Below are 25069 nucleotides of genomic sequence, written 5' to 3' on the forward strand. Positions count from 1 at the left end.
CTAGTTCTTAGCGCTTGCGTCTATTACGCTTTTAAAGATATTGCTTTGAGCCTTGTATGCGTTATCAAGGGCGTTTATCATAACTGTGTTTTTACCCATTTCTGTTGTTTCTACGTCAAGGTCGACTGTATTTGCGTCGTTTCTAGCCATGTGACCGTCACGCAAGAAAATTTGAGCTGTGTCGCTTTTTGGAAAATCAACTGCAGCCATATGTGCTTCGTTTGTCTTAGCAAGTTGTAGCTTTTTTTGGCTTGAAGTGTTATAAATTTCATTTGCTTTTTCTTTTAAAACATCTTCAAATCTTATATCTCTAGCTTTATAAAATGGTGTATCAACGTTTGCAAGATTGCCAGAGATTAGTTTTTGGCGTAGTTCTCTGCCTGCAAGAGCTGATTCAACAAGTGGGCTAGATTTTGATTTATCTAAAACAAACATTTAAAATCCTTATGAAATTTCACATTTTTATAAGCAAACGATGTTCCAAATATAGGGCAAATTTATTTTGTCTCATAAATTTTTGCCAGATCTTCTTTCATTTTTGTGACTTTTATACCACCAAGATAGTATTTTACCCCGTATTGTCCGCTATCTACGTCTGTTAAAATTTGATATTCGCCATTTTTTATCACTACTTTAAAAGGTAGTGCGATCTCGTGTTTATATTCGATGTCTCTTACGATCTGTTCGGCAAGTCTGTCATTTATCTTTTGATCGTTTGTTATGAAATAGTAGGCATTAAATTTTTGCATAAATTCATGCAAAACATACTCATTTGTGACATTTTCAAAATGAGTTAGTCCAATTAGTGTAAATTTATCTTTGTTTTCAAGCTGATATTTTGTAAGTTCGGCTGCCTCTTTTTGGCAAGGCGGGCAAAATGTGCCAAAAATGTCGATCATTAAAACCTTATTTTCATCATTTTTGATGGCAAAGCCGTGATCTTTTCTAACTAAAGTGAGCTCCTTGCCGCTCACATCTACGAGCTTAACCTCTTCATTTGGACTAAATTCTTTAAAATTTACACTACTGCTCTCATCTTCTCCACAGCCAAAAAAAGCAAATAAAGCGATTATTAAAACAAGTAAATTTTTCATCTTATCCCTTAAACGTATCTTTTTATGGCAGCTCTTGCCTCTTTGTCTGCCTCACGTCTTTTTAAAGTCTCGCGCTTGTCGTGTAAATTTTTACCTTTTGCAAGGGCTAGTCTTGCTTTTACGATGTTTTTATCGCTTAGATAAAGCGCCAAAACGACTAGAGCAAGCCCATCTTGTGAGACTTGACCAAAAATTTTATCGATCTGTTTTCTGTGCATCAAAAGTTTTCTGGCTGCTCGCTCATTTGGACGAAATGTGCTATGTGTAGTCTCGAGATAGCTGATATGGGCGTTTAGTAAAAAAAGCTCACCTTTTATGACGCGCACAAAGCTATCTTTTAAATTTGCTCTACCAGCCCTTAGAGCTTTGACTTCGCTGCCTTTTAAAACGATGCCAGCCTCGAAGGTTTCAAGTATGCTAAAGTCATGCAAAGCTTTTTTGTTTTTTGCTAGTTCTTTTATCAAAATTTTTACCTTTTATTTTACGCTAAATACGCTACTACCGCTGCCACTTAGAAATTTATCTTTAAACTCGTTCATCTGTGGATAGAGCTTAAAGCATGGGGCAAAAAGATCGTTTAACTCCCCGTTTTTATAAATTTCAAGTAGCTCTTTACTCTTTAAATTTTGCATTTTTTTTGCAGCATTAACGTCTATGTATTGTAAGAAATTGCTTCTAAATTCTTGATAAACCATCGGTGTGGAGCAAAAAATATTTGGCGTGAAGATATTTAAATTTGGCACTTCATCGTCAAATTCTTCTATGATCTCGCCTATGCCGCTTACATTTGCTGCTTTGTAGCCACTTACAAAAAAGGCCACATCTGCGCCGATTTTAGATGCTATTTGCATCAAATTTTCGCGTTTTATATTTAAATTTAGCTCGTCATTTACCATAAGTAAAAAGGTGGCAGCGTTTGAACTGCCTCCACCAAGGCCCGCACCTATTGGGATATTTTTGTTGATGATGATTTTATGAGAGCTAAAAAACTCGTCAAGCTCGTTTGAAAAGCTGGCTCTTTTTAGCTCATCTATTGCTTTTTGAATGATATTGTCTTTTATATCGCTGTTGTTGCATTCTATAGCAAACGAATCTGATTTCTTAAAATAAATTTCATCAAAAAGCTGCTCGCAGAGGATAAAGCGCGATAAAATTTCGTGGTAGCTGCCTCTAGTGCCAACTATCTTTAAAAATATATTTATCTTTGCAAAGCTTTTCATTTCTCGATTTTTTTAGCTAGCTCGTGGATATCGGCTTCACTTGCAGTTTTTGTGGCATGGATATTTTCGTTTTTGATATCATTTGCTAGTTCACTTCTTAGTATCATTGTATTTCGTGGTGCTTCGATACCGAGTTTAACAGTATTTTTTGAAATATTTACTATGACAACTTTTATGTCATTTCCTATTAAAATTTCTTCATTTTCTTTTCTTGCTAGGATTAACATTTTTCAACCTTATTTAGAGTGTAATTTATAGTATCATCCGTGATTTGGATTACGCTCATAAATTTATCATAATTTAGCAAATAAATTCCTTGCTTTTGTGTTTCAAAATCGTTAATTTTTAATTTCTTACCATCAAGAATATCATTTATGTCCCCAAAGTATGTATTTTTCTGAATATTTAAAAAATCACAAATATTCAAAAATTTTTCATTTTCGTAGCAAAATTTGCCTTCACTTATCCTTTTTAATGAGCTTAAAGTTACATTATAACCAAGTCTTTTCCCAAAAATTTCTGCATACGAACGGATATAACTTCCTTCACTTACGCTTAGACGGATAGCTAAAAATGGGTGCGAGTAGTTTAAAATTTGGCTATCAAAAATTTCCATCGTTTCTGTCTTTAGCTCAAATTCTTCGCCGTTTCTAGCTAGCTTGTAGGCTCTTGTACCATTTACATGCTTGGCACTAAATTTTGGTGGGATGTAGCTTATTCTGCCAGTCAGTTCGCCTCTTATGGCTTCAAGTTTTTCTAAATTTATCTCTTTTACATTTGAAATTTCAGTGATATTTTCATTATCCATGCTAGGACTACTTGCCCCTAGCCAGATTGTCGCTTCATAGACTTTTGGACTTTTGTCTAAAAATCTAAAAAATTTCGTATACGAGCCAAAAGCGACTATTAAACAACCGCTTGCAAATGGATCAAGTGTGCCTGAAAACCCAGCCTTTTTAACGCCGTATTTTCTCTTTAGTCGCCCTAAAAAGTGGTTTGAGCTCATGCCAGCTGGCTTGTTTGCCACGAAGATGGCGTTCATACGGCCTTTTCCACAAAGCTTGACATGATTTCTCTTACATTGCCACCAAAATTTATGGTCAGCTTAAACTCTTTTTTGATCTTGCTAACCGCGCTCACTCTACCGATACCAAAAATTTTATGTTTAACAAGGTCGCCTTTTTTAAATTCATTACTCTGTTCGATGACTAGCGAGCCATGCGTGATACCGCTCTCGCTTAAAAATCTACTCTTATTTAGCCTTGTGCGCTGACCCTTGTAAAAGCGTGAATTTGCAAAGCTTAGGCTAAGTGTTTTTTTGGCTCTTGTGATCGCCACGTATGCAAGCCTGCGTTCTTCTTCGATATCGCTGCCGTCACCAATGAGCGGGAAAAATCCCTCTTCAAGGCCGATCACAAAAAGGTGCTCAAACTCAAGTCCCTTGCTCGCATGCACGCTCATAATACTTATAGCCTCATCGCTAATGCCGTCTTGCTCGCTTGTTAGCGTGATCTCGTTTAGAAATTCCTCCAGATCAAAGCTTGGATTTTGCTTGATCTGATCTTTTAAAACAGCGTAAAACTCATCGATATTTGCCGCTCTTTCAGCGCCATCTGGCAGGCTCTCGTAGTATTTTTTCACGCCAAATTTAGCTTCAAATTTATCTATCAGGTCAAAAACTGAGCTGCTTTCTTGAAGCTCTTTTAGGTTGTTTGCAAACTCAAGAAGGGCTGATTTTACCTTTTTGCTAAAGGCTTCGTCGTTATCAGAGATGTTTGAGATTGCTTCAAAAATGGAAATTTTACCCTCAAATACCATCTTTTCAAGCTTATCAAGGCTTACTTTACCAAGGCCGCGTTTTGGTCGGTTGATGATACGTCTTATTGAAAAATCATCATTTGGATTGTTTATCAGCCTTAGATAGCTTATGATATCTTTGATCTCGGCTCTTTCATAAAATTTAACTCCGCCGACCATTTTATAGGCGATTTGCTCTTTGTTTAGCCCATCTTCAAGCGAGCGAGAGAGCGCGTTTATGCGGTATAAGATCGCAATATCTTTTGCCTGCACACCTTTGCTTAAAAGCTCTTTTATGCATTTTGCGATCTTACCAGCCTCGACGCTCTCATCAAAGCTCTCTATCAAATTTACGGCCTCGCCTTCGCCTTTTGTGCCCACAAGCTTCTTGCCAAGGCGGTTGCGGTTATGATCTATTAGTTCGTTTGCAGCCTTTAGTATCGCCTCGCTCGAGCGGTAGTTTTTCTCAAGTCTGATAATCTTTACATCTTTAAACTGATCTTTAAAATTTAAGATATTATCGATCTTTGCACCGCGCCAGCCGTAGATGCTTTGATCATCATCGCCCACCACGCAGATGTTTTCGTGGCATAGACAGAGCTTTTTTAGCAGTTTATACTGAAGGTCGTTTGTATCTTGATACTCATCGACCATTATATATTTGTATCGGTTTGAAATCTCTCTAGCAAGATCTTCGTTTTCGTCTAAAATTTTATAAGTAAGCCCTAGCAGATCGTCAAAATCAACAAGATTATTTGTTTTGAGATAATCTTCATATTTTTCATAAATTTGTGCTGCTTGTTTGTAAAAGTTATCCTTGCTTTTATCGAAAGACGAGAAATTTGCGTTTTTATAGACCTCTTCGACGCTTAAAAGTGAGTTTTTATAGTTTGAAATTTCACTTGATAAAATCGCCGTGGCGACTGGACTTTCAAAGCTTTTGATGATACGTTTTTTATCGTCTGTGTCGATTATGACGAAGTTATTTTTTCTGCCAAGCTTTTCAATATATAGCTTTAAAAATAAAAGTCCGAATTTATGAAATGTGCAAAGCAGTGGCGAGTAGTTTTTGCCACTTTGGCTTAGCATCGTCATGGCTCTACTACGCATCTCGTTGGCGGCTTTGTTTGTAAAAGTAAGAGTTAGTGTATTTGCCGCGTCTATACCGACCTCGCCGATGAGGTAGGCAAGCCTAGTTGTGATGGTCTTTGTCTTGCCGCTGCCAGCTCCTGCAAGTATGAGCATCGGACCATCTATATGAGTAGCTGCTTCGCGCTGAGATTCGTTTAAATTTGATAGTAAATTTTCCATTTTTTGCTTTTTAAATTTTCTTTTGATTTTAGCCAAAAATGCTTAAAATTACTATTTTTTCTTAAATATATCTTTATTTTTAGGATTTTGTAAAAAGACTGAAACCGATTTTTTTGTGTGGTCCGCTTGCTTCTCTTTTGGCTTATGAATAGAAAAATTTACAAGGATCGGGCTATTTTCAACCAAAATTTGAACCACTGCACCGAGTGGAAAGGAGACCACAGAGGCAAAATTTTCACTACCAAATCCAGCCTCGAAGCTAAGCTCATCCTGCGTTAACTTCGCACTCTCAAGCGTGTAGCCACCAAGTGAAAACATAATGACTGGCATATTAAAGCTTCTACTTATCTCATCTGGCAAGCTTGGCTCAAAGCTAACTAGCGGTAAATTTGCCATAACTGAGAAATTTACCCCTTTTTCAAGCAAAAAATCAATGCACTCATAGACATGCATCTTCATCAAAAGTGAAAATTTCTCATCATCTAAAATTTCGTCTAACATCTTAATCCTTTGAAATTTCTAAAAACTCATCTACTAGCTTTTTAACCTCGTTTATACCGATCTGCCAGAAATTTTTATCATCGATATCAAAGCCAAATTTAGCTACAAGCTCCTTTGGACTAAGGCTACCGCCAAGGCTCAAAAACTCGGTGTAAATTTCAACAAAATTTTTGCATTTGCCACTTTTGTAAAGTCCAAAAAGTGCAAGCACAAGAAGCTGCGCATAAGAGTAGGCGTAGCAGTAAAATGGCGTGTGGATGAAATGTGGGATGTAGCTCCACCAAATTTTGTAGTAGTCATTTAGTGTGACGCTTTTGCCAAACATCTTTTTGCTCTCTCTTAGCCAAATTTTATTTAGCTCATCTAGGCTGATCTCGCCCTCATGTGCGTGCACGGCTCTTTCAAAGGTGGTGAAATTTATCTGGCGGTAAAGCGTGGCAAATATATCCTCAATCTTGCCAGCAAGCAGTGAAATTTTCTCTTTTTTGCTAAGGCCGTCTTTAATGTGATCAAAAACTAGCATCTCGCAAAAGACCGAAGCCGTCTCAGCCGTGGTTAGCGGAGTGTCTGAGTTTAGGTAGCTTACATTATATGATAGTTTTTGATGCACGGCATGGCCAAGCTCGTGAGCTAGCGTAAAAAGGTCTCTTCGTTGGTTGGTGTGATTTAGCAAAACATAAGGGTGAGTGTCGCTTGATCCTGAGTGAGAAAACGCGCCACCTCGCTTGTTTGGTGCTGGATAAACGTCAATCCAGCCGTCACTAAAGGCACTTTTGGCAATCTCGCCAAATTTAGGTGAAAATGTCCCAAACGCCTTTAAAACTATCTTTTTGCACTCATCAAATTTATACTCCCCCTCGCTGCTAAGAGGCGCGTATCTATCGTAGTCATAAAGCTTTTTAAGGCCTAAAATTTCTTTTTTTCGCTCGTAAAATTTAGCAACTAGGTCAAAATTTTTCTCTGTTACGGCAATGAGCGAATCAACGCTTTTTTTGGTGATTTGATTTTCAAGGTGTCTTGGCTCTTCTGGTAGCTTGAAATTTCTAAGCTCGCAGCTAGTTTTTAGATCAGTTTTTATCATATTATATATGTAGCCAAGAAGGTGCTGGTGTTTGCTAAGCTCGTTTGAAAGGCTTTTAGCGGCTAGTTTTCGCACACTTTGATCGTTGTCATGAAGCTTGGCTAAAGTTTCCTCTTCATTTAAAAGCTCACCTTTAAATTTAAACCTCATTTTGCTCATGCTCTCATCAAAAAGCCTTGAAAAGCCCTCAGCTCCAGTGCTTGCGGTGCGAAGCAAAACTCTTTCTTCGGCAACGCTTAGTTGGTGCGGTTTTGCTTTAGCGAGATTGCTTAGATAGTAGCCATATTTTTTAGAGCTTTTGATGATCTCTTTTTGTTTTTTAGGGCTAAACTCATTAAATTTGATCTCAAAAAATATCAAATTTTCATTTGCTTTTGTCGCTATCTCATCGATCTTTGCATAAAATGCACCCTTGCTTGTATCTTTGGCAAAATTTAAAAAAGCGTAAGTCATTACTTTTGAAATTTTAGCTATCAAATTTTCATATTCGCCAAATGCCTTTAAAAACTCGTCTGTTTTTAAATTTTCATAATTTTCTAGGTATTTATCTTTAAATTTCTCGCACTCTTTTTGTAAATTTAGTGCGCTTTGCTCGCACTCTTTTTCGTTTGCAAAAAGTGCTTTTAGATCCCAAATTTGCATATTTATCCTTTAAATTTTTGGGATATTTTACAAAAAAATGGATAAAAGTAAAATTTCAGCCAAAATTTAGCTGAAATTTTATGAATATTAGTTTGAAGTCTCTGAAGCTACGGCTGTAAAAAGCACGTCTGATGAGCTATTTAGCGCAGTTTCAACTGAGTCTTGGATAACACCAATTGTAAAACCAACTGTTACAAACTGCATTGCGATGTCATTACTGATACCAAAAAGACCGCACGCTAATGGCACTAGAAGCAAAGAGCCACCAGCCACGCCAGATGCGCCGCATGCACCAAGAGCTGAGATGAAACAAAGAAGTAGCGCATCGCCAAATGTAACTGTGATAGATGGGATAGAATTTACCGCAGTAAGCGCTAGAATACTAATGGTAACTGCCGCTCCGCCCATGTTTATAGTAGCACCAAGTGGGATAGAGATCGAGTAAAGCTCCTCTTTTAGACCAAGCTTTTTGCAAAGTGCCATATTTACAGGGATATTTGCGGCCGAGCTTCTTGTAAAAAATGCTGAAATAGCGCTCTCTTTTAGGCAGATCATGACAAGTGGATAAGGATTTTTTCTAGTTAATACAAAAACCATGGCTGGATAGATGATAAATGCGACAACAAGCATTGCTCCAACAAGAACTAAAATCAGTTTTAGATATCCTGCAAGTACTTCAAATCCAGTTTCATGAATGCTAATAGCTACCATACCAAAGATGCCAAATGGAGCTAGTCTAATGATAAATTTAACGATATGAGTCACACCATCGCTTATGTCTTTAAATACTTTTTTGGTCTCAGCTGTGGAGTTTCTAAGTGCGATACCACTACCAACCGCCCAAGTTATTATACCTATATAGTTACCATTTGCTAAAGCATTTATCGGGTTTTCAACCATTTTATAAATGAGATCTTTTAAAACATTAGTAATTCCCTGAGGCGCTGACATATCAGCACTTGCAAGACCTTTTAAAGAAAGCTCCACTGGAAATAAAAAACTAGCAATAACTGCAACAACGGCTGCTAAAAATGTACCAATTAGATAGAGTGTAATGATCTTTTGCATACCTTTTGTATGACCAAAATCTCTTAAAATGATGGATGTTGCCACTAAAACAAAGACAAGAATTGGTGCGATAGCTTTTAAAGCGCCTTTGAATAAATCGCCTAAAACTGAAGCTGAAGCTGCGATAGAATCGGCTGAACTAGCTTTTTCTTTGGCTTCATTTAGCTGCTTGGCTTCATCTTGACTAAGGCGAGTTTTTATAACTTCATCTACGCTCAAACCACTTTCGTTTTGAATAGTTTGAATTTTAGCCGAGATCTTGTTATAAGGAGCTGCTTCGTAGTGTGTGTAAAAGCCAACTAGGGCACCTAGGATGATACCAACTAAAATTTGAACGATCAAATTTCCGTCAGCGTATCTTCTTGCAATGTTTTTAAACATATTCATTTGACACCTTAATAAATTAGTTTTTGTTGATTTTAGCTAAACAATTTTTAAATATAAAGAATTTGATAAAGATTAATTAGCCTTTTAAATAGATTTGTTACAATTGCACAAAATTTAGTCAAGAAAAAAGGATGAAAATGTATCTATTTACCTCTGAAGTTGTAAGTCCAGGTCATCCAGATAAATGTGCTGATATCATCGCTGATAGCATAGTGGATACTATTTTAATACAAGATCCAAATGGTCGTGTCGCAAGTGAAGTCTTTGTGGCTGGAAAAAATATAGTAATAGGTGGAGAGATAAACTCAAAGGTAAAGCTCTCATATAAAGACTACGAAAAGATTGTAAAAGACGCTCTTGCGCATATCGGGTATGATGGAAAGAGTAATTTTACAAAAGAGCAGTGCTTGCATCCAGATGATATCGAGGTCAAAGTTTATTTAAATCAACAAAGCCCAGATATAAATCAAGGCGTTGATCAAAGTAGTGGTGAGATCGGAGCAGGTGATCAAGGCATTATGTTTGGTTTTGCAAGCTGCGAAGCGAAAGAATTTATGCCAGCAGCTATAACTTACGCAAGAATGCTTTGTGAAAAAGTATATAAATTTGCCAAAGCAAACCCTGATAAACTTGGTGTTGATATAAAAACGCAAGTTACTATTGATTACGGCAGCAAAGATAACTTTGAAAACTGCAAACCTCAAAGTATCCACACTATCGTTGTCTCTGCCCCTTGCGTGGAGAGCATGAAGATAGAAGAGCTTCGCGCACTAATTCAAAATTTAATAGACGAAACCGGACTTCCAAAAGAGCTATATAATAAAGAAAAAACGATCACCTATATAAACCCAACAGGCAGATATGTAAATCACAGCTCACTTCACGATAGCGGCCTAACAGGTAGAAAACTAATCGTTGATAGCTTTGGTGGATATAGTCCAATAGGCGGCGGTGCTCAGTCAAGTAAGGACTACACAAAGGTTGATCGCAGCGGACTTTACGCAGCGCGCTGGATAGCTAAAAACATAGTCGCAGCTGGCCTTGCAAAAAAATGTATCGTCCAGATAAGCTACGCGATCGGTGTTGCAAAGCCAACTTCAGTTAGTGTTGATACCATGGGAACTCATGCAAATGGCATAAATGACGATATGCTTTCAAATTTTGTAAGCGAGCATTTCGCTCTAACGCCTCGCTGGATAACAAATAAATTTGGTCTTGATAAGCCAAGTAAAGATACGTTTTTATATGCAAAAGTAGCTGCAAAAGGTCAAGTAGGAAATGCAAAATACCCTTGGGAAAAGCTTGATGCGGTTGATACTTTCAAAGCTTTACTGAAAAAATAATCATATCAAAGTGGCTTTATCTAAAAGCCACTTTAAATTTCTTTTTAAAACTCATCCCAAAATACTTTTTTAGGTTTTATGATCTCACTTTTTGAGCCATTTACGCTGTGATAGACCGTTTTATTGTATTTTGTGGCAAGGTACTTTATTAGTAGCCTTTGAAGCCCAGGTTCGCTACTTGGCACAAACCAACCATTGTTTGTGATAGCTACAACCACGTCAAATTCGCCATTATAAAGCTCCTCTTTTGTTGCCTCATAGCAGATAGCGTTTCTAATTTTTACTCCATCTACCTCGTAGTCGCTAAAATTTTCAGCCTTTTTAAAGTCACTAGCTCCACCAAAAAATAGCTTATTTACTGCATCTTGCATAAATTTTGGCAAAGGAATTTCTTCACCAAATGGCACTAAAAATTTCTTATCCATTCGCCTTAGATTACCATCTTGAAACAAAAATGTAGAGTTATAAATTTGCTTATTTTCATAAGCAAGTGCGCCAGCTACGATGGTTATCTGTTTTGAAAGCTCTTTTAGTTCATCAACAAGTAGCGGCTCATTTGTCATAAATAACGGAAATGCGCTCTCCGGAAGGACAATAAGGCGTTTTTGCTCGGCTATGGCGTTATTTATTAAGTCTAAATTTTCATTTGTAAATTTCATGCGCAAGCTTTTATCCCAGCGCACTCTTTGAGCAATATCGGTGTTTATTAGCTCTACGTCAAATGGTAGAGTCTTTGCCTCGCTACTTTTAAACTGCAAAGCGGCGATTATGCAGATAAAAGCTAGGATAAATTTTAAAATTTTACCTTTTAAACTCAAAGAAATGGCTGCTAAAAATATAAATATAAGCCCCCTAATGCTTGGCTCAAAAGCTCCTAAAACAAGTGTCGCTTCAAGATTAAACCAGTTAAAGCCAAATGGATGCACGTAGCTTATTAAAAATAGCAAAACAGCTCTTAGTGCCACAAAGCTTGGGAAAGAGGCTATCCAAAATAAAAGCCCATAAACAAGGGCTACAAAAAGTATGACAAATGGGATAAGCCAGATTAGTTCATAGTAGATGAAGCTAAAGCTGATCCAATAAAACCATAAAATTCCTGTGAAAAATCCAGCCACGAAAAAACCAGCTCTGTTTAAATTTATAATGATGTAAATTCCAGTCAAAGTTAGAAACGGTGAGATGAAATTTAAGAGCAAATTCTCGAAGAGGCTTAAAAAAATAAAGTTAGAAAGCAAAAAAGCACCGACAAAGGCTTTTATTATAATTTTAGTGCTAAAATGTCCATTTAAAAATCTTACAAATAAGGAAATCCATGCAAAACGCTGATTTTTTAACATCATTACTACCTCTTGTTGTGCTTTTCGCCATATTTTACTTTTTGGTTATTAGACCTCAACAAAAACAACAAAAAGCCCATGCAGCAATGCTCGCAGCTCTTGATAAAGGTGATAAGATAATAACTAATGGCGGACTTATCTGCGAAGTGATTAAAGCCGAAAATGATTTTATCAAAGTTAAACTTAACGATGATGTAATCGTTCGTATAGCACGCGAGTTTGTAGCTAAAAAGATCGAAGATAAATAATGCGTAACGCAAGAGTCACATATAGGCTAATTATCTTAATATTAGCCTTGATTTTTGGTTTTGGCTTTTCGGTGCCATCTTTTTTTCAGACTCAAAATGGGGCTAAAATTTCACTTGGCCTTGATCTTCAAGGTGGCCTTCATATGCTACTTGGTGTTGAAACGAGCGAAGCTATTCACTCAAAAATAAAATCAATAGCTGGAAGTATAAATTATTATGCTAAAAAAGAAGATGTGTTAATTGATAAATTTAAGATTAAAGAAGAGAACATTGACTTTACTCTTCTTGATGGCGACGAAGCTCCAAAAGTAGATAAAGCACTTGCTGAGATAAAGGGGCTTGATATCAAAAAAGATGGTTTAAATTACAGCATATCTTTAACCGAGCAAGAAAGAACGGATACGATCGAGTATGCGATCTCGCAAGCTGTTGAAACTATTAGAAACAGACTCGATCAGTTTGGTCTAGCTGAGCCAACTGTTGCCAGACAGGGCAAAGACAATATCCTAGTTGAGCTTCCTGGCATAAAGACTGAAGAGGATGAGCAAAGAGCAAGAGATCTCATCGCAAAGGCTGCTCACTTGCAGCTTATGGCAGTTGATGATAAAAGACAAGATCAGGCTAATACGATGAGCGAGGCTGAAGCTGAAAGCTACGGCGATGTGATCTTTAAAGATGCTAAAAATGACCGCGTGAAATATGTCGTTAAAAATATCCCAGTGCTTGACGGCTCGATGCTAACTGATGCAAAGGTTGCATTTTCTCAGCAAAATAACCTACCGATCATAAATTTCACTCTCAACTCAGAGGGCGCTAGAATTTTTGGTGATTTTACTGGTGCAAATGTCGGAAAAAGGCTTGCTATTGTGCTTGATGGGAAGGTTTATTCAGCTCCTGTTATAAATGAAAGAATAGGTGGTGGCAGCGGTCAGATCAGCGGCGGCTTTACCCTTGATGAGGCTCACGACGTAGCGATCGCTCTTAGAAGCGGTGCACTTTTAGCCCCTGTTAAGATGCTGGAAAAAAGAAGCGTTGGCCCATCTTTAGGACAAGAGAGTATCAACCAAAGCATGGTAGCACTTGCTGCTGGATCTATCTTAGTCGTGTTATTTATGCTAGTTTATTATGGAATTTCTGGAATTTTTGCAAATATAGCACTAGTTGCGGATGTTGTTATATTGGTAGCCGTGATGGCGCTTTTTGGAGCGACACTTACACTTCCTGGTATGGCTGGTATTGTGCTAACGATCGGTATGGCTGTTGATGCAAATGTCATCATAAATGAGCGTATACGTGAGCTTTTGCGTGAAGGTGTAGCGATAAGGACAGCTGTGCAAAAGGGTTATGAGCACGCTATGAGTGCGATTATTGACTCAAACTTAACTACCATTATCACAGTTGCTGTGCTTTATGCTTATGGTACTGGCCCAGTTAAAGGCTTTGCTGTGACAATGGCGATAGGTATCATGGCTTCGATGCTAACAGCTATACTTGGCACTCACGGTATGTTTGATGCTGCTATGGATAAGATAGAAAAAAGTGGAAATACCAGACTTTGGTTTGGTTATAAAAGGAGCTAATGATGCAAATTTTTACTAAAGCAAAAGTTTATGATTTTATGCGTTTTAGATTTGCTTCACTAGCATTTTCTATATTTTTATTTGTTGGCTCTATCGTTTTACTTGCTACAAAAGGGTTAAACTATGGTATCGATTTCTCTGGCGGTACGCTTATTCAGCTCAAATACGACACCAAAGCGCCACTAGATAAAATCCGCGACGCTTTTGGCACAAATGAAGTGCTTAAAAACGCCTCTGTTACTGAGTTTGGAAGCGAAGATGAGGCTGTTATTAGATTTTCAGGCTCAAGCTCAAATTTAACTGGCGACATCGGTACTGAGATAAAGCAAATTTTAAAAGATACTGGAAATTTTGAAGTAAGACGTGTTGATATCGTTGGACCAAAGGTTGGTGATGAGCTTAGAGAAAAAGGCTTGATGGCTCTTGGAATTTCACTAATTGGCATATTAATCTACATCACATTTAGATTTGAGTGGCGTTTTGCGCTAGCTGCGATTGCAACTGAAATTCACGATATAGTTATAACTGTTGGTGCTATTTCGCTATTTAATATTGATGTAAATTTGGATACGCTAGCTGCCGTTTTAACGGTGCTTGGCTACTCTCTAAATGATACGATTATTATCTTTGATAGGATCAGAGAAGGCATTAAAGAGAGTAAGAGAACTGATATCGAGGGCGTTATCAATGAGTCAGTCTCAGCTACACTTTCAAGAACTATCTTAACTTCAGCAACTACGATGATGACAGTTCTTGTGCTATTTTTATTTGGTGGAGATATGATACATGGATTTTCATTTATTCTTATCGTTGGTATTGTCATAGGAACGATCAGTTCGATCTACATCTCTTCGCCGTTTCTTATCTGGTTTAAATTTAGCATCGAGCATTTTAGAAGTAGAGAGACTGAAAAACAAAAGATAAAAAAAGAGCGCGAAAAAGAGCGTGCCATGTTTGAGAAAGGCGTTGTGTAAGGAGGGATAATGAACTGGGGAAAAGTTATCTACATATTTTTTGCATTGATGAGTCTTACGACTACGGCAGAATTTTTATATGATAAAAACGAGATTGCACTCTTTGTGGCGGCTAGTATAAATTTGGTTTCAACGCTACTTAAGATCGGTGTTAAAAATTTACTCTCTGCTGAGCTTTTTGCAAGCTCGCTGGTTGCTGATTTACACCTTATACCAGCTTTTGTTATTTTGCAAGTCTCTGAAAATATAACACTTAGCTATTCGTTGGCTATTGGCGCAGTCATTGCAAATATATTTTCACTAGCCTTGGTTTTAATAGAATCAAGTAAAGCTCAAGAAGAATTTTAGGAGAAAAAATGGCTGAAAAGAGAAAATATGAGCCTTTGAAGATAGAAAAAAAATGGCAAGAAATTTGGGATAAAAATGAAGAATTTGAACCAAAAGACGATCTAAGCTTGCCAAAAAAATATATCCTAAGTATGTTTCCTTATCCAAGCGGACGCATACATATGGGGCATGTAAGAAACTACTCTATCGGCGATGCACTTGCTAGATCATATAGAAAAAGCGGCTACAACGTGCTTCATCCTATCGGCTTTGATAGCTTTGGTATGCCAGCTGAAAACGCAGCCATAAAACATAAAATTCACCCTAAAATTTGGACTTATGAAAATATCGACTATATGAAAAAAGAGCTAGCAAGCCTTGGCTTTTCATTTTCTAAAAAGAGAATTTTAGCCACGTCTGATCCACTTTACACAAAATGGGAGCAAAGCTTTTTTATAAAGATGTTTGAAAAAGGGCTTGTTTATAGAAAAAATGCAATTATAAATTGGTGCGAATACGATCAAACCGTGCTTGCAAATGAGCAGGTAGAGGATGGCAAATGCTGGAGATGTGGTAATGAAGTGGTGCAAAAAGAGCTTCCAGGATATTACTTCAATATCACAAAATACGCTAGCGAGCTACTTGATGATCTAAAACTTCTTGAAGGCAAATGGCCAAATCAAGTAATTACAATGCAAGAAAACTGGATCGGCAGAAGCTACGGCTTGGAGTTTAAATTTTATCTTGATGAAGCTTCAAAAGAGGCTTTAGGTGGTAAATTTGATAGCTTTGAGGTGTTTACTACAAGGGCTGATACGATTTACGGCGTTAGCTACACAGCCCTTGCACCTGAGCATCCTATTGTAAAAGTGTTGCTTGAGAGTGATAAATTTGACGAAAACAAAAAAGCAAAGATAAAAGCAATCCTAAATCAAAGCCCAAGAGAGCGCCAAGCAAGTGATAAAGACGGAGAATTTTTAGGAATTTACGTCGTTCATCCGCTTACTAATGAAAAAATCCCAGTTTGGGTTGCAAATTTCATTCTAGCTGACTACGGCAGCGGTGCTATCATGGCTGTGCCTGCGCACGATCAAAGGGACTTCGAGTTTGCGACTAAATTTAATCTACCCATAAAACCAGTCGTAAAGCCACTTGAGGGCGAAAGTGACGGCTCTAAGGCCTATTCGGAGTATGGAATTTCTATAAATTCTGAGCTGATAAATGGGCTTGCTTCAGAAGAAGCTAAAAATTTCATAATAGAGAAATTTGAAAAAGATGGTCTTGGCAAAAGGATCACAAATTACAAGCTAAGAGACTGGGGAATTTCTCGCCAAAGATACTGGGGCGCGCCAATACCTGTCGTGCACTGCAAATGCTGCGGCGTAGTGCCTGAAAAAGAGGAAAATTTACCTATCGCGCTACCTGAAGATGTCGAGATCACAGGCGAGGGCAATCCTTTAGATAAACATCCAACTTGGAAATTTACAAAGTGTCCAAAATGCGGACAAGATGCGATCAGAGAGACTGATACGATGGATACGTTTGTGGAGAGTAGCTGGTATTTTGCTAGATTTGCAAGCGATGAAAAGACTTGGGAGCAAAAAGCGCTTGATGAAAAGAGTGTGAATTATTGGATGAATGTAGATCAGTATATCGGGGGTATCGAGCATGCGATCTTGCACCTTTTATACGCTAGATTTTTCCAAAAGGTCTTAAGAGATCTAGGCTATCTAAGAGATGATGAGCCGTTTGAAAATTTACTAACTCAAGGCATGGTCTTAAAAGATGGCAAAAAGATGAGCAAAAGTAAGGGCAACGTCGTAGATCCTGATGATATCATCAATAAATATGGTGCCGATACGGCAAGACTATTTATCCTTTTTGCAGCACCTCCTCAAAAAGAACTTGAGTGGAATGACAGCGCAGTTGAGGGCGCATTTAGGTTTTTAAATAGACTTTGGGAAAAAGCTCAGACTATCAAAAAGATAGATAAACTACCTGAGATAGATCATGAAAGTCTAAACAAAGATGAGAAATTTGCAAGGCTAAAAATTTATGAAGCGCTTAAAAAATCAACCGAGGTTTTTGGCGACACATTTGCTTTTAACACACTAATCGCTGCTTGCATGGAGGCACTAAACGCCATAAATGCACAAGATAACGACGATGTAAATGCTGAAGGCTTTTTTATCATCTTAAATTTACTAGAACCTATCGTACCGCACATCGCAAATGAGCTTAGTGAAGAGCTTTTTGGTAGGAAAAATTTCATAAAGATAGCCGTAAAAGAAGAGGTTTTTGTAAAAGATAGCATCGCTCTTGCAGTTACAGTAAATGGCAAAAAAAGGGCTGAGTTTGAAGTGGCAGCAAGCGAGAGTGAGAGTGAAATTTTAAAGCTAGCTAAGCAAAATGTGGCTAAATGGCTTGAGGGAAAAGAAATTTTAAAAGAGATTTATATAAAAGGCAAATTAGTAAATTTTGTCATTAAAGGATAAATTTTGAGATATTTTTTAGCGTTTTTTATTGCGTTTTTTATCTGCGGGTGTGGGTATAAACCAGTTTCAAAGATCACACATGATCTAGTTGGCGATAAAATTTACGTTGATGTGATTATTAGTAAAGAAGAGCCAAAAAATAGTGTTTGGATAAAGGATGCTGTAAAAGAGGGCATGGTCGCAAGGCTAAATAAAGATTTATCAAGTAAAGAGAGTGCTGATACTTCGATAATTATTTCGGTAAAAGATTTAAATTACGAAGCAATTATTTATGATGAATTTGGCTACATTACATCATACAAAGCACATCTTAGCTTAAATTATAAGACTAAATTTAAAGATGGCAGCGTAGTTGATATTCCAGCCACTGGCGAGTATGACTTTAGTGTCGCAAGACGTCAAAAAGATGTAAGATTTGCTGACAGCATTCTTAGTGATACTCAAAAATACGAAGCTATCAAAGAGGCATCAAAAGAGGCTTTTGATGAGTATATCGCAAGTTTAGCGGTAAAAGGATATAGAAATGGCAGCAGTAACCGTTAGTCAAATAGTCAAGGAAGCCTTAAATGAGATCAAAGATCGCCATTTGATGCTAACGCCAGAGAATTACACTGAAGTATATAATGAAATTTCTAAAAAATACGGCTTTACAACAGAAGAGAGTAAAAAGATAGAAAAATATATCTCAAGGCTTGGTGATGAATATAAAAATCAAGCCTTGAGCCTTCATATAAAGACGGTCGATGAGTTTGTTGCTTTTATGACTGCTAGGCTCTCTAGAGGTGCTCAACAAGGAGCAGGATTTGCGACTGACGATAAAAAATTACAATCACTAAACGCATTTGCTAGAAGAATTCTCCAAGCTATCTCAATGCTTCACAATAAAGATGCAAAAAGCTTAGCAGAGCAAAGTATGCAACTGCTCGCTAGAAGATATGATGAGAAAAATCTTGAAGAAATGTGCCTTAGATGGTTTGACTTTGTTAGCTCTTACGACACTGAATTTTTAGAATTTTTGAAATATTATGGTGTTAGAAATTTTGATGATTTAAAGACAATGAGTTCTGAACTTGAAAAATTTCTTACACAAAAAGATGAAGATGGTGAAGAGGATGTTTTGATTCAGCTTTTAAGCCTTACTCTTGAGCCTTCTATTACAAAGGATCTTGATGAAGAGCTTAGCACGATAAGAAGTACTTTGAAGCAAAATCCTAAAACCTTAAATAGCAAAGAATTTCAAGAAAAGGTAAAGGCATTTGTTGATCGCAGAATAGAAGAAGATAGAACAGAAATCATAGAAAAAGTTGGTTCGTTAAATAATGTCTTACAAAATATAAGCGAGAAAATTTCTGATATCGCGGTTAGTTCGCAAAGTAGTTCCGATAAAGTAAAAAGCATTAAAAATGATCTTAAAAATGTAAATTTAAATACAAATAGCATTGATCAAGTAAGAAGCATGCTTATTGAGATCGCTGGTGCTCTGGAGATAGAGAGCAAAGAGCTTGGTATCGAGATGCACAATAGGCAAGCTACTATTTTAGAGCTTCAAAACAGAGTAAATAGTCTTGAAAAAGAGCTTGAGGAAGCTAAGTTGGAGAGCAAAGAGGACTTTTTGACAAAAGTATCTACCAAGCGTGCTTTGATGAACGAGATTCAACGCATTGAAGAGGCATATAAACGCTATGGGACTGATTATTCTATCTGCTTTGTTGATATTGATCATTTCAAAAGCATAAACGATACTTATGGGCATGAGGCTGGAGATGTTATTCTTTCAGCAGTAGCTCAAGTGCTTAAGAAAAATGCTAGAAAGGTTGATTTTGTCGGTAGGTATGGCGGTGAAGAATTTGTAATCTTACTTCCAAGTACTGGCTTAAAAGATAGTGTTAAATTTGGGGATAAGCTAAGAAGTATGATAGAAAATTTCAAATTTATCTATAAAAACGAGCGCATCAAAGTTACTATAAGCTCTGGTATAGCGACAAGAAGTGCAAATTTAAGCGAGACGATGACGCTTGAAGCTGCTGATAAGATGCTTTATCTCTCAAAAGAAAATGGTAGAAATCAAGTCATGCCAAAGATAATCGAGGAAAAATGAGCCTAGTTAAATTCCTTGATGGCAAACCACTTTACTACAAAGAAATTGATTATGGTAGGATTATTAGAGCGTATGCGACTATAAAAGAGCATATAAAGCCATTTAAGATTATTCACATAATAGGCACAAACGGCAAAGGTAGCACTGGCCGCTTTTTAGCGCAAATTTTAAGCCAAAACGGTGCAAAAGTCGGGCACTACACAAGCCCTCATATATTTAAATTTAACGAGCGATTTTGGCTAAAAGGCGAGGTCGCTAGCGATGAAATTTTAGAAGCAGCTCACGAGCGCTTGCAGGCTCTTTTAAGTGACGAGTACAAGGTAAAAACGAGCTATTTTGAGTATATGACGCTGCTTTCTGCCGTGCTTTTTGAGGGCTGTGACTACTTTGTCTGTGAGGCTGGCATGGGTGGTGTGCTTGATGCGACAAATGTTTTTGAAAAAGAGTTAAGTATTTTTACGCCCATCGGACTTGATCATACGGCAGTTCTTGGAGATAGCTTAGAAGAAATTTCACGCACGAAATTTGAGGCTATGGGCGCAAGAGCTATTTTAAATGATGAGATGAACGAGATAAGCGTTGCTATCGCAAAAGAGATCGCAAGCGAGAGGAGCGCAATTTTGAGCTTCCCAAGAGAAATTTTAACAAAAGAAAATTTAAACGAGATCGCAAACTATGCAGATAAATTTAATCTGCCAGAGTTTTTACGATCAAATTTAACTCTAGCCTACGCTGCGGCTAAAATTTTAGATAGCAGCATAGATATCAAAAAGCTTGGCGCTTTATCGCTTCGTGGCAGATGCGAAAAGATCGCTTCAAATTTATACGTTGATGTCGGTCACAACGAGCTTGGCGCTAAGGCTATAGCTAAGAAATTTAACTCTAAAGAGTTTAGTGATAAGAAGCTAACTCTAGTTTATAACTCATTTTTAGATAAAGATTTTAAGGCGGTTTTGGCAGCTTTAAAGCCAGTCGTTGAGGACGTGCTGCTTTATCACTACCACTGCGAGGGCAGGGAGCTTGGAGGAGAGCTCATAAACAAAGCGCTAAATGAGCTTGGAATTTCGCATAGAGAGTTTGAGCCAAGCGATATGAACGATATAAAAGAGGCAAAAAACGGCAAAATTTATCTAGCCTTTGGCTCATTTCATCTAGCCGAAGCCTTTTTAAAAGAGTACTATGCAAGCAAAGGTCTATGAGTATCTTTTAACACATGCCCCACAAATTCTCATCTGCGAAGATGATAAAGAGGCGGCACTCTGCGCTGATGCGGCCAGTTTTGCTGGCTTTAGCGCATTTAAACTACCTGATTTTAGAGCTAAAAAGGGCGATGATCTAAGAAGCTTTAACGAAGAGCTCTTTGAGATTTCATCCGTTCTTAGCAAATACTATAAATTTGATGGCAAAAAGATCATCATAAGCCCATTTAGCACGCTTTTAAACCCACTTCCAACGCAAAAAAACCTAGAAAGCTCAACAATCAAGCTAAAAGATAATCTAAATTTAAGCGAATTTGCCGACTTACTCATACGCTTTGGCTACGAGTGCGTCGATATCGTTGAGAGCGTTGGCGAGTTTAGCATTCGTGGCGAAGTTATTGACATTTACGGCGTAAATATGGACGATCCTGTTAGGATTCTGCTTTTTGGCGATGAAGTGGAGAGCATAAGAAACTATAACACCGCAACGCAAATTAGCAACAAAGCTGAGTTAAGCGAAGCCGAGATCGTGCCATTTATCGCAAATTTGAGTAAAGACGAGTTTGAAAAGGTCAGTCAAAAGATCGAGGATATGCAAAGTGACGCCTTGGTGAGTGATCTAAATTCGCTTGGATTTTGGGCGATAGATAGCTTTAGTGACTACTTAAAAGAATTTGACTCAAAACTTGTTAAAAAAATCGATTTTGAAATTTATGACGCACCAGAGGAGAAAATCAAGGGCATTGAAATTTTGCCTGAGCCAAAGGTTTATAAAGATCTTGAGGTTACTTTAAATTTTGACTTTTTTGAGCTAAATAAAAGCAAAAGCATAACCGTTCTTTCAAGAAATGAGGGACTTTTTAAGGGCTATGAGCTTGATGGCTTTGCCAACGTAAAGCTTGAAATTTCGCCCCTTGTAGTAAATTTAACCTCAAGTGATAAGATTGTAGTATCGCTTAATAAATTTGAGAAAAAAAGGCGAGTAAAACGCTCAAGCCTCGTGGTGGACGAGCTAAAAATAAATGACTACGTCGTGCATGAAGATTATGGTATAGGTAGATTTTTAGGGCTTGAAAAGATCAAGGTTTTGGGCGCGACAAAGGAATTTGTGGTTATCGCCTACCAAAATGACGACAAGCTTCTTTTGCCAGTTGAGCATCTAAATTTAATAGATCGCTACATCGCGCAAAATGGCTCTATGGCGGTACTGGACCGCTTGGGCAAGGCAAATTTTGCCAAGATAAAAGAAAAGGTCAGAGAAAAACTCTTCGCGATCGCCTCAAAGATCGTAGCGATGGCTGCAAAAAGGGAGCTAATCGCAGGCAAAATTTTGCAAAAAGAGGATATCTCTTATCTAAATTTCGTCCAAGACGCTGGCTTTTCATACACGAGTGACCAACAAAAAGCGGTAAATGATATAAAAGATGAGCTAAAAAGCGGTAAGGTGATGGATAGGCTGCTTAGTGGCGACGTGGGCTTTGGCAAGACCGAAGTTGCGATGAATGCCATATTTACCTGCATAAAATCAGGCTTTAGCGCATTTTTCTTCGTGCCAACGACGCTTCTTAGCTCGCAGCACTACAAGACGCTAAGCCAGAGATTTAGCAAATTTGGCATAAAAGTCTTTAGGCTGGATCGCTTCTCAAGCGCCAAAGAAAAAACAAGCCTGCAAAAAGCGCTAAAAGAAAATGAGCCCATAGTTTGTGTGGGTACGCATGCGCTTCTTGGCGTAAAGGCTGAAAATTTAGGGCTTATCGTCGTTGATGAAGAGCATAAATTTGGCGTTAAGCAAAAAGAGCAGCTAAAAGAAATTTCTCAGCACTCACACATCCTAAGTATGAGCGCCACGCCGATACCAAGAAGCCTAAATATGGCGCTTAGCAAGATAAAAACATATAGTATTTTAGCCACTCCGCCAAGCTCAAGGCTGGATGTGAGAACAAGCGTGAGAGAGTGGGACGAAAAGGTCGTCAAAGAGGCGATCATGCGTGAGTTAAGACGCGGTGGGCAGACCTTTTACATCCACAACCACATCGCAGACATCGAGCAGACGGCAAATGAGCTAAGAAAAATTTTGCCAAAGCTTAGAATTTTGATACTTCACTCAAAGATAAATGCGAAAGTTACTGAAGATGAGATGATGAAATTTGAGCGGGGTGAGTACGACTTGCTGCTTTGCACCAGTATCGTTGAAAGTGGTATTCATTTGCCAAATGCAAACACCATAATCGTAGAAAATGCCAATAAATTTGGAATGGCTGACTTACATCAGCTCCGTGGACGAGTTGGCAGAAGCGACAAGCAGGCTTATTGCTACTTTTTGGTGGAAGATAAAGACGCCATTAGTAAAGACGCGCTAAAACGACTTGTCGCACTCGAGGGCAACTCGTTTTTGGGCGCTGGCTCGGTGCTTGCCTATCACGACCTTGAGATAAGAGGTGGCGGTAACATCATCGGCGAGGCGCAAAGCGGCCACATCGAGGCTATCGGCTACTCGCTATATCTAAAGATGCTAGAAGACGAGATCAACAAACTTCTTAATCAAGACTCCGCAAAGCTTGATAAGATCGATCTAAAACTTAGTGTGAGCGCCTTTTTAAATCAAGAATTTATAAGAGAAGATAGGTTAAGGCTTGAAATTTACAGGCGCCTTAGCAAGTGTAAAGAGGTAGCCGAGGTCTATGAGATACAAAGCGAGCTTGAGGATAGATTTGGCAAAATAGATACATTTACAAAGCAGTTTTTAGATGTCATCATCATCAAAATTTTAGCCATAAAAGCTAGTATAAAAACGATCTCAAATAGCGAACAAAATATACTAATAACAAAAAATGATGATGAGAAAATCAGGCTAAAGTCACGTAGCAAGGACGATGACGATGTTTTGGCTGAAATTTTGGTCTATCTAAGAAAGGATAAGAAATGATAGATTGGGGTGTGAAATACGCAGCGATTTATAAGAGCACAAAAGGGATGTTAAAGCCGGTCGAGGATATCGATTTTGTCGATATCGACTCGCTTTATGGACTGGAAAAACAAAAAGAAATTTTGCTAAAAAATACTCTAAATTTTATAGAAGGTAAAGACGCAAATCACGTGCTTCTTTGGGGTGAGAGAGGATGTGGCAAGTCAAGCCTTGTAAGGGCTGTTTTTACTAAGTTTTATAAAGAGGGACTTCGCATCATTGAGATCGGCTGCGAAGATCTAAAATACCTTGGCGACATCATTGATGAGATCAGAAAGAGTGAGTTTAAATTTATCATTTTCTGCGATGATCTAAGCTTTGAAAATGGTAGCAATGAGTATAAATTTCTAAAGCCTATCATGGACGGCTCTATCCAAAAGCCGCCAAAAAACGTACTTTTATACGCTACGTCAAACCGCAGACATCTAATAAGTGAGTTTAAAAGCGAAAATGAAAACTCAGAGCTAATTGACGGCGAAATCCACTACAGCGACGCAGCTCAGGAGAAAATTTCTCTCTCAGATCGCTTTGGCCTTTGGATCAGCTTTTATCAAGGCAACTACGACGAGTATCTAAAAATGGTTGATTTTTACTTTAAAGACTATAAAGGCAATAAAGACGAGCTTCATACGCTTGCTAAAAATTTCGCAACACTCAGAGCCAGTAGAAGTGGCAGGACGGCAAAGCAGTTTTATCTTACTTTTAAAGAAAATTTAAAATGAGATCAACTGATCTATTTTTAACCTTGTTTAACCACAAAGGCAAAAATTTTGATGAGCTAAAATGGCCAGGTGAGGGCACTTTTGAGGTTGTTTTGGGTGCTATTTTAGTGCAAAATACCAATTGGAAAAACGTAGAAAAAGCGCTAAATAATCTAAAAAACGCAGGTAAAGATAGCCTAAATGGTATCTGTTCTCTTGAAAACAGCGAGCTTGCCACTCTTATAAAGCCAAGTGGCTTTTACAACACAAAGGCAAAACGACTAAAGACGCTTTGTCTGGCTATAAAAAATGAATTTGGTGATTTTGAAAACTTTAAAGAAAACGTAGGCCGCGAGTGGCTCATAAGCGTAAGAGGCGTTGGCGCAGAGACTTGTGATGCGATACTTGCTTATGCTTGCGGCAAGCCTTACATGGTCGTTGATGCCTATGCGCTTAGGATAATGGCATATTTTGATTATAATTTCGAGTGCTACGACGAGGCAGCTGAGTGGTTTAGCTCGCTTGATTATGATGAAATTTATAAAATTCTTGATAGCGAGAAATTTAACGAGATTGAAATTTTAAAGCTCTATCATGCACTTATTTTGGAGTTTTGTAAAGAGAATTTCAAAGGTAAAATTTTAAGTCAAAATGGCCAAAAAATATTAAGCAGCATTAAAAATTAAACTACTAATATGTAA

The 25069-nt window shown here is 37.8% G+C and carries 23 protein-coding genes; 12 read left to right on the forward strand and 11 right to left on the reverse strand.

Annotated elements, in window-relative coordinates:
* From flgB to sstT, 10 genes are all read right to left on the reverse strand, one after another.
* Positions 1–435, reverse strand: a complete 435-nt coding sequence (gene flgB, locus CYO92_RS06535) for a flagellar basal body rod protein FlgB (protein WP_054196421.1) — start codon at positions 433–435, stop codon at positions 1–3.
* A gap of 62 nt (positions 436–497) precedes the next feature.
* Positions 498–1094 carry a thioredoxin gene (locus CYO92_RS06540; protein WP_087576851.1) on the reverse strand — a complete coding sequence of 199 codons (597 nt, stop codon included), beginning with the start codon at positions 1092–1094 and terminating at the stop codon, positions 498–500.
* A gap of 8 nt (positions 1095–1102) precedes the next feature.
* Positions 1103–1555: an SsrA-binding protein SmpB gene (smpB, locus tag CYO92_RS06545; RefSeq protein WP_103589496.1), complete on the reverse strand. Its 453-nt coding sequence runs from the start codon at positions 1553–1555 to the stop codon at positions 1103–1105.
* 15 nt (positions 1556–1570) lie between these two features.
* A complete protein-coding gene (locus CYO92_RS06550; protein ID WP_103589478.1) occupies positions 1571–2314 on the reverse strand; it encodes a 4-(cytidine 5'-diphospho)-2-C-methyl-D-erythritol kinase in 744 nt (247 codons plus the stop codon).
* Positions 2311–2541 (reverse strand): carbon storage regulator CsrA, encoded by a 231-nt coding sequence (csrA, locus tag CYO92_RS06555; RefSeq protein WP_021090864.1) that lies wholly within the window; start codon positions 2539–2541, stop codon positions 2311–2313. The genes CYO92_RS06550 and csrA overlap by 4 nt, the downstream gene beginning before the upstream one ends.
* Positions 2535–3356, reverse strand: coding sequence for a tRNA pseudouridine(55) synthase TruB (truB, locus tag CYO92_RS06560; RefSeq protein ID WP_103589477.1), 822 nt, complete (start codon positions 3354–3356; stop codon positions 2535–2537). The genes csrA and truB overlap by 7 nt, the downstream gene beginning before the upstream one ends.
* Complete coding sequence (locus CYO92_RS06565; protein ID WP_103589495.1) at positions 3353–5422, reverse strand: ATP-dependent helicase; 2070 nt, start codon at positions 5420–5422, stop codon at positions 3353–3355. The genes truB and CYO92_RS06565 overlap by 4 nt, the downstream gene beginning before the upstream one ends.
* Positions 5423–5473: 51 nt before the next feature.
* Positions 5474–5923, reverse strand: coding sequence for a hypothetical protein (locus CYO92_RS06570; RefSeq protein ID WP_103589476.1), 450 nt, complete (start codon positions 5921–5923; stop codon positions 5474–5476).
* 1 nt (position 5924) lies between these two features.
* Positions 5925–7646: a M3 family oligoendopeptidase gene (locus CYO92_RS06575; RefSeq protein WP_103589475.1), complete on the reverse strand. Its 1722-nt coding sequence runs from the start codon at positions 7644–7646 to the stop codon at positions 5925–5927.
* 87 nt (positions 7647–7733) lie between these two features.
* Complete coding sequence (gene sstT / locus CYO92_RS06580) at positions 7734–9101, reverse strand: serine/threonine transporter SstT (RefSeq protein ID WP_429827521.1); 1368 nt, start codon at positions 9099–9101, stop codon at positions 7734–7736.
* A gap of 137 nt (positions 9102–9238) precedes the next feature.
* Here sstT and metK point away from each other — a divergent pair, with 137 nt between their 5' ends.
* Positions 9239–10444, forward strand: a complete 1206-nt coding sequence (metK, locus tag CYO92_RS06585; RefSeq protein ID WP_103589474.1) for a methionine adenosyltransferase — start codon at positions 9239–9241, stop codon at positions 10442–10444.
* A 44-nt stretch (positions 10445–10488) separates the two neighbouring features.
* On the opposite strand, the gene CYO92_RS06590 is transcribed toward metK, so the two are convergent.
* Positions 10489–11781, reverse strand: coding sequence for an apolipoprotein N-acyltransferase (locus tag CYO92_RS06590; RefSeq protein WP_180997918.1), 1293 nt, complete (start codon positions 11779–11781; stop codon positions 10489–10491).
* Here CYO92_RS06590 and yajC point away from each other — a divergent pair.
* Genes yajC through CYO92_RS06645 form a run of 11 tightly spaced genes read left to right on the forward strand, consistent with a single transcriptional unit; the run spans position 11757 to position 25054 of the window.
* Positions 11757–12029, forward strand: coding sequence for a preprotein translocase subunit YajC (gene yajC / locus CYO92_RS06595; RefSeq protein ID WP_021090619.1), 273 nt, complete (start codon positions 11757–11759; stop codon positions 12027–12029). The genes CYO92_RS06590 and yajC overlap by 25 nt on opposite strands.
* On the forward strand, positions 12029–13609 hold the full coding sequence (secD, locus tag CYO92_RS06600) for a protein translocase subunit SecD (protein WP_021090931.1): 1581 nt from the start codon (positions 12029–12031) through the stop codon (positions 13607–13609). Before yajC ends, secD begins: the two co-directional genes overlap by 1 nt.
* A gap of 2 nt (positions 13610–13611) precedes the next feature.
* Entirely contained in the window at positions 13612–14583 is a 972-nt protein-coding gene (gene secF / locus CYO92_RS06605; RefSeq protein WP_103589472.1) for a protein translocase subunit SecF, read from the forward strand.
* A 9-nt stretch (positions 14584–14592) separates the two neighbouring features.
* Positions 14593–14931, forward strand: a complete 339-nt coding sequence (locus CYO92_RS06610; RefSeq protein WP_021090699.1) for a DUF6394 family protein — start codon at positions 14593–14595, stop codon at positions 14929–14931.
* Between the two features lie 8 nt (positions 14932–14939).
* Positions 14940–17405: a leucine--tRNA ligase gene (gene leuS / locus CYO92_RS06615; RefSeq protein ID WP_103589471.1), complete on the forward strand. Its 2466-nt coding sequence runs from the start codon at positions 14940–14942 to the stop codon at positions 17403–17405.
* Positions 17406–17408: 3 nt separating this feature from the next.
* Positions 17409–17948, forward strand: a complete 540-nt coding sequence (gene lptE / locus CYO92_RS06620; RefSeq protein WP_103589470.1) for an LPS assembly lipoprotein LptE — start codon at positions 17409–17411, stop codon at positions 17946–17948.
* On the forward strand, positions 17929–19503 hold the full coding sequence (locus CYO92_RS06625; RefSeq protein WP_103589469.1) for a GGDEF domain-containing protein: 1575 nt from the start codon (positions 17929–17931) through the stop codon (positions 19501–19503). Before lptE ends, CYO92_RS06625 begins: the two co-directional genes overlap by 20 nt.
* Positions 19500–20702: a Mur ligase family protein gene (locus tag CYO92_RS06630; protein WP_103589468.1), complete on the forward strand. Its 1203-nt coding sequence runs from the start codon at positions 19500–19502 to the stop codon at positions 20700–20702. Before CYO92_RS06625 ends, CYO92_RS06630 begins: the two co-directional genes overlap by 4 nt.
* The gene (gene mfd / locus CYO92_RS06635) at positions 20683–23628 is read left to right on the forward strand and encodes a transcription-repair coupling factor (RefSeq protein WP_103589467.1); all 2946 of its coding nucleotides are present in this window, start codon (positions 20683–20685) and stop codon (positions 23626–23628) included. The genes CYO92_RS06630 and mfd overlap by 20 nt, the downstream gene beginning before the upstream one ends.
* A complete protein-coding gene (locus CYO92_RS06640; protein WP_103589466.1) occupies positions 23625–24389 on the forward strand; it encodes an ATP-binding protein in 765 nt (254 codons plus the stop codon). The genes mfd and CYO92_RS06640 overlap by 4 nt, the downstream gene beginning before the upstream one ends.
* Positions 24386–25054 (forward strand): endonuclease III domain-containing protein, encoded by a 669-nt coding sequence (locus CYO92_RS06645; protein ID WP_103589465.1) that lies wholly within the window; start codon positions 24386–24388, stop codon positions 25052–25054. Before CYO92_RS06640 ends, CYO92_RS06645 begins: the two co-directional genes overlap by 4 nt.
* Positions 25055–25069 lie beyond the last annotated feature (15 nt).

It is taken from the genome of Campylobacter concisus, assembly GCF_002913715.1.
GTDB lineage: Bacteria > Campylobacterota > Campylobacteria > Campylobacterales > Campylobacteraceae > Campylobacter_A > Campylobacter_A concisus_AG.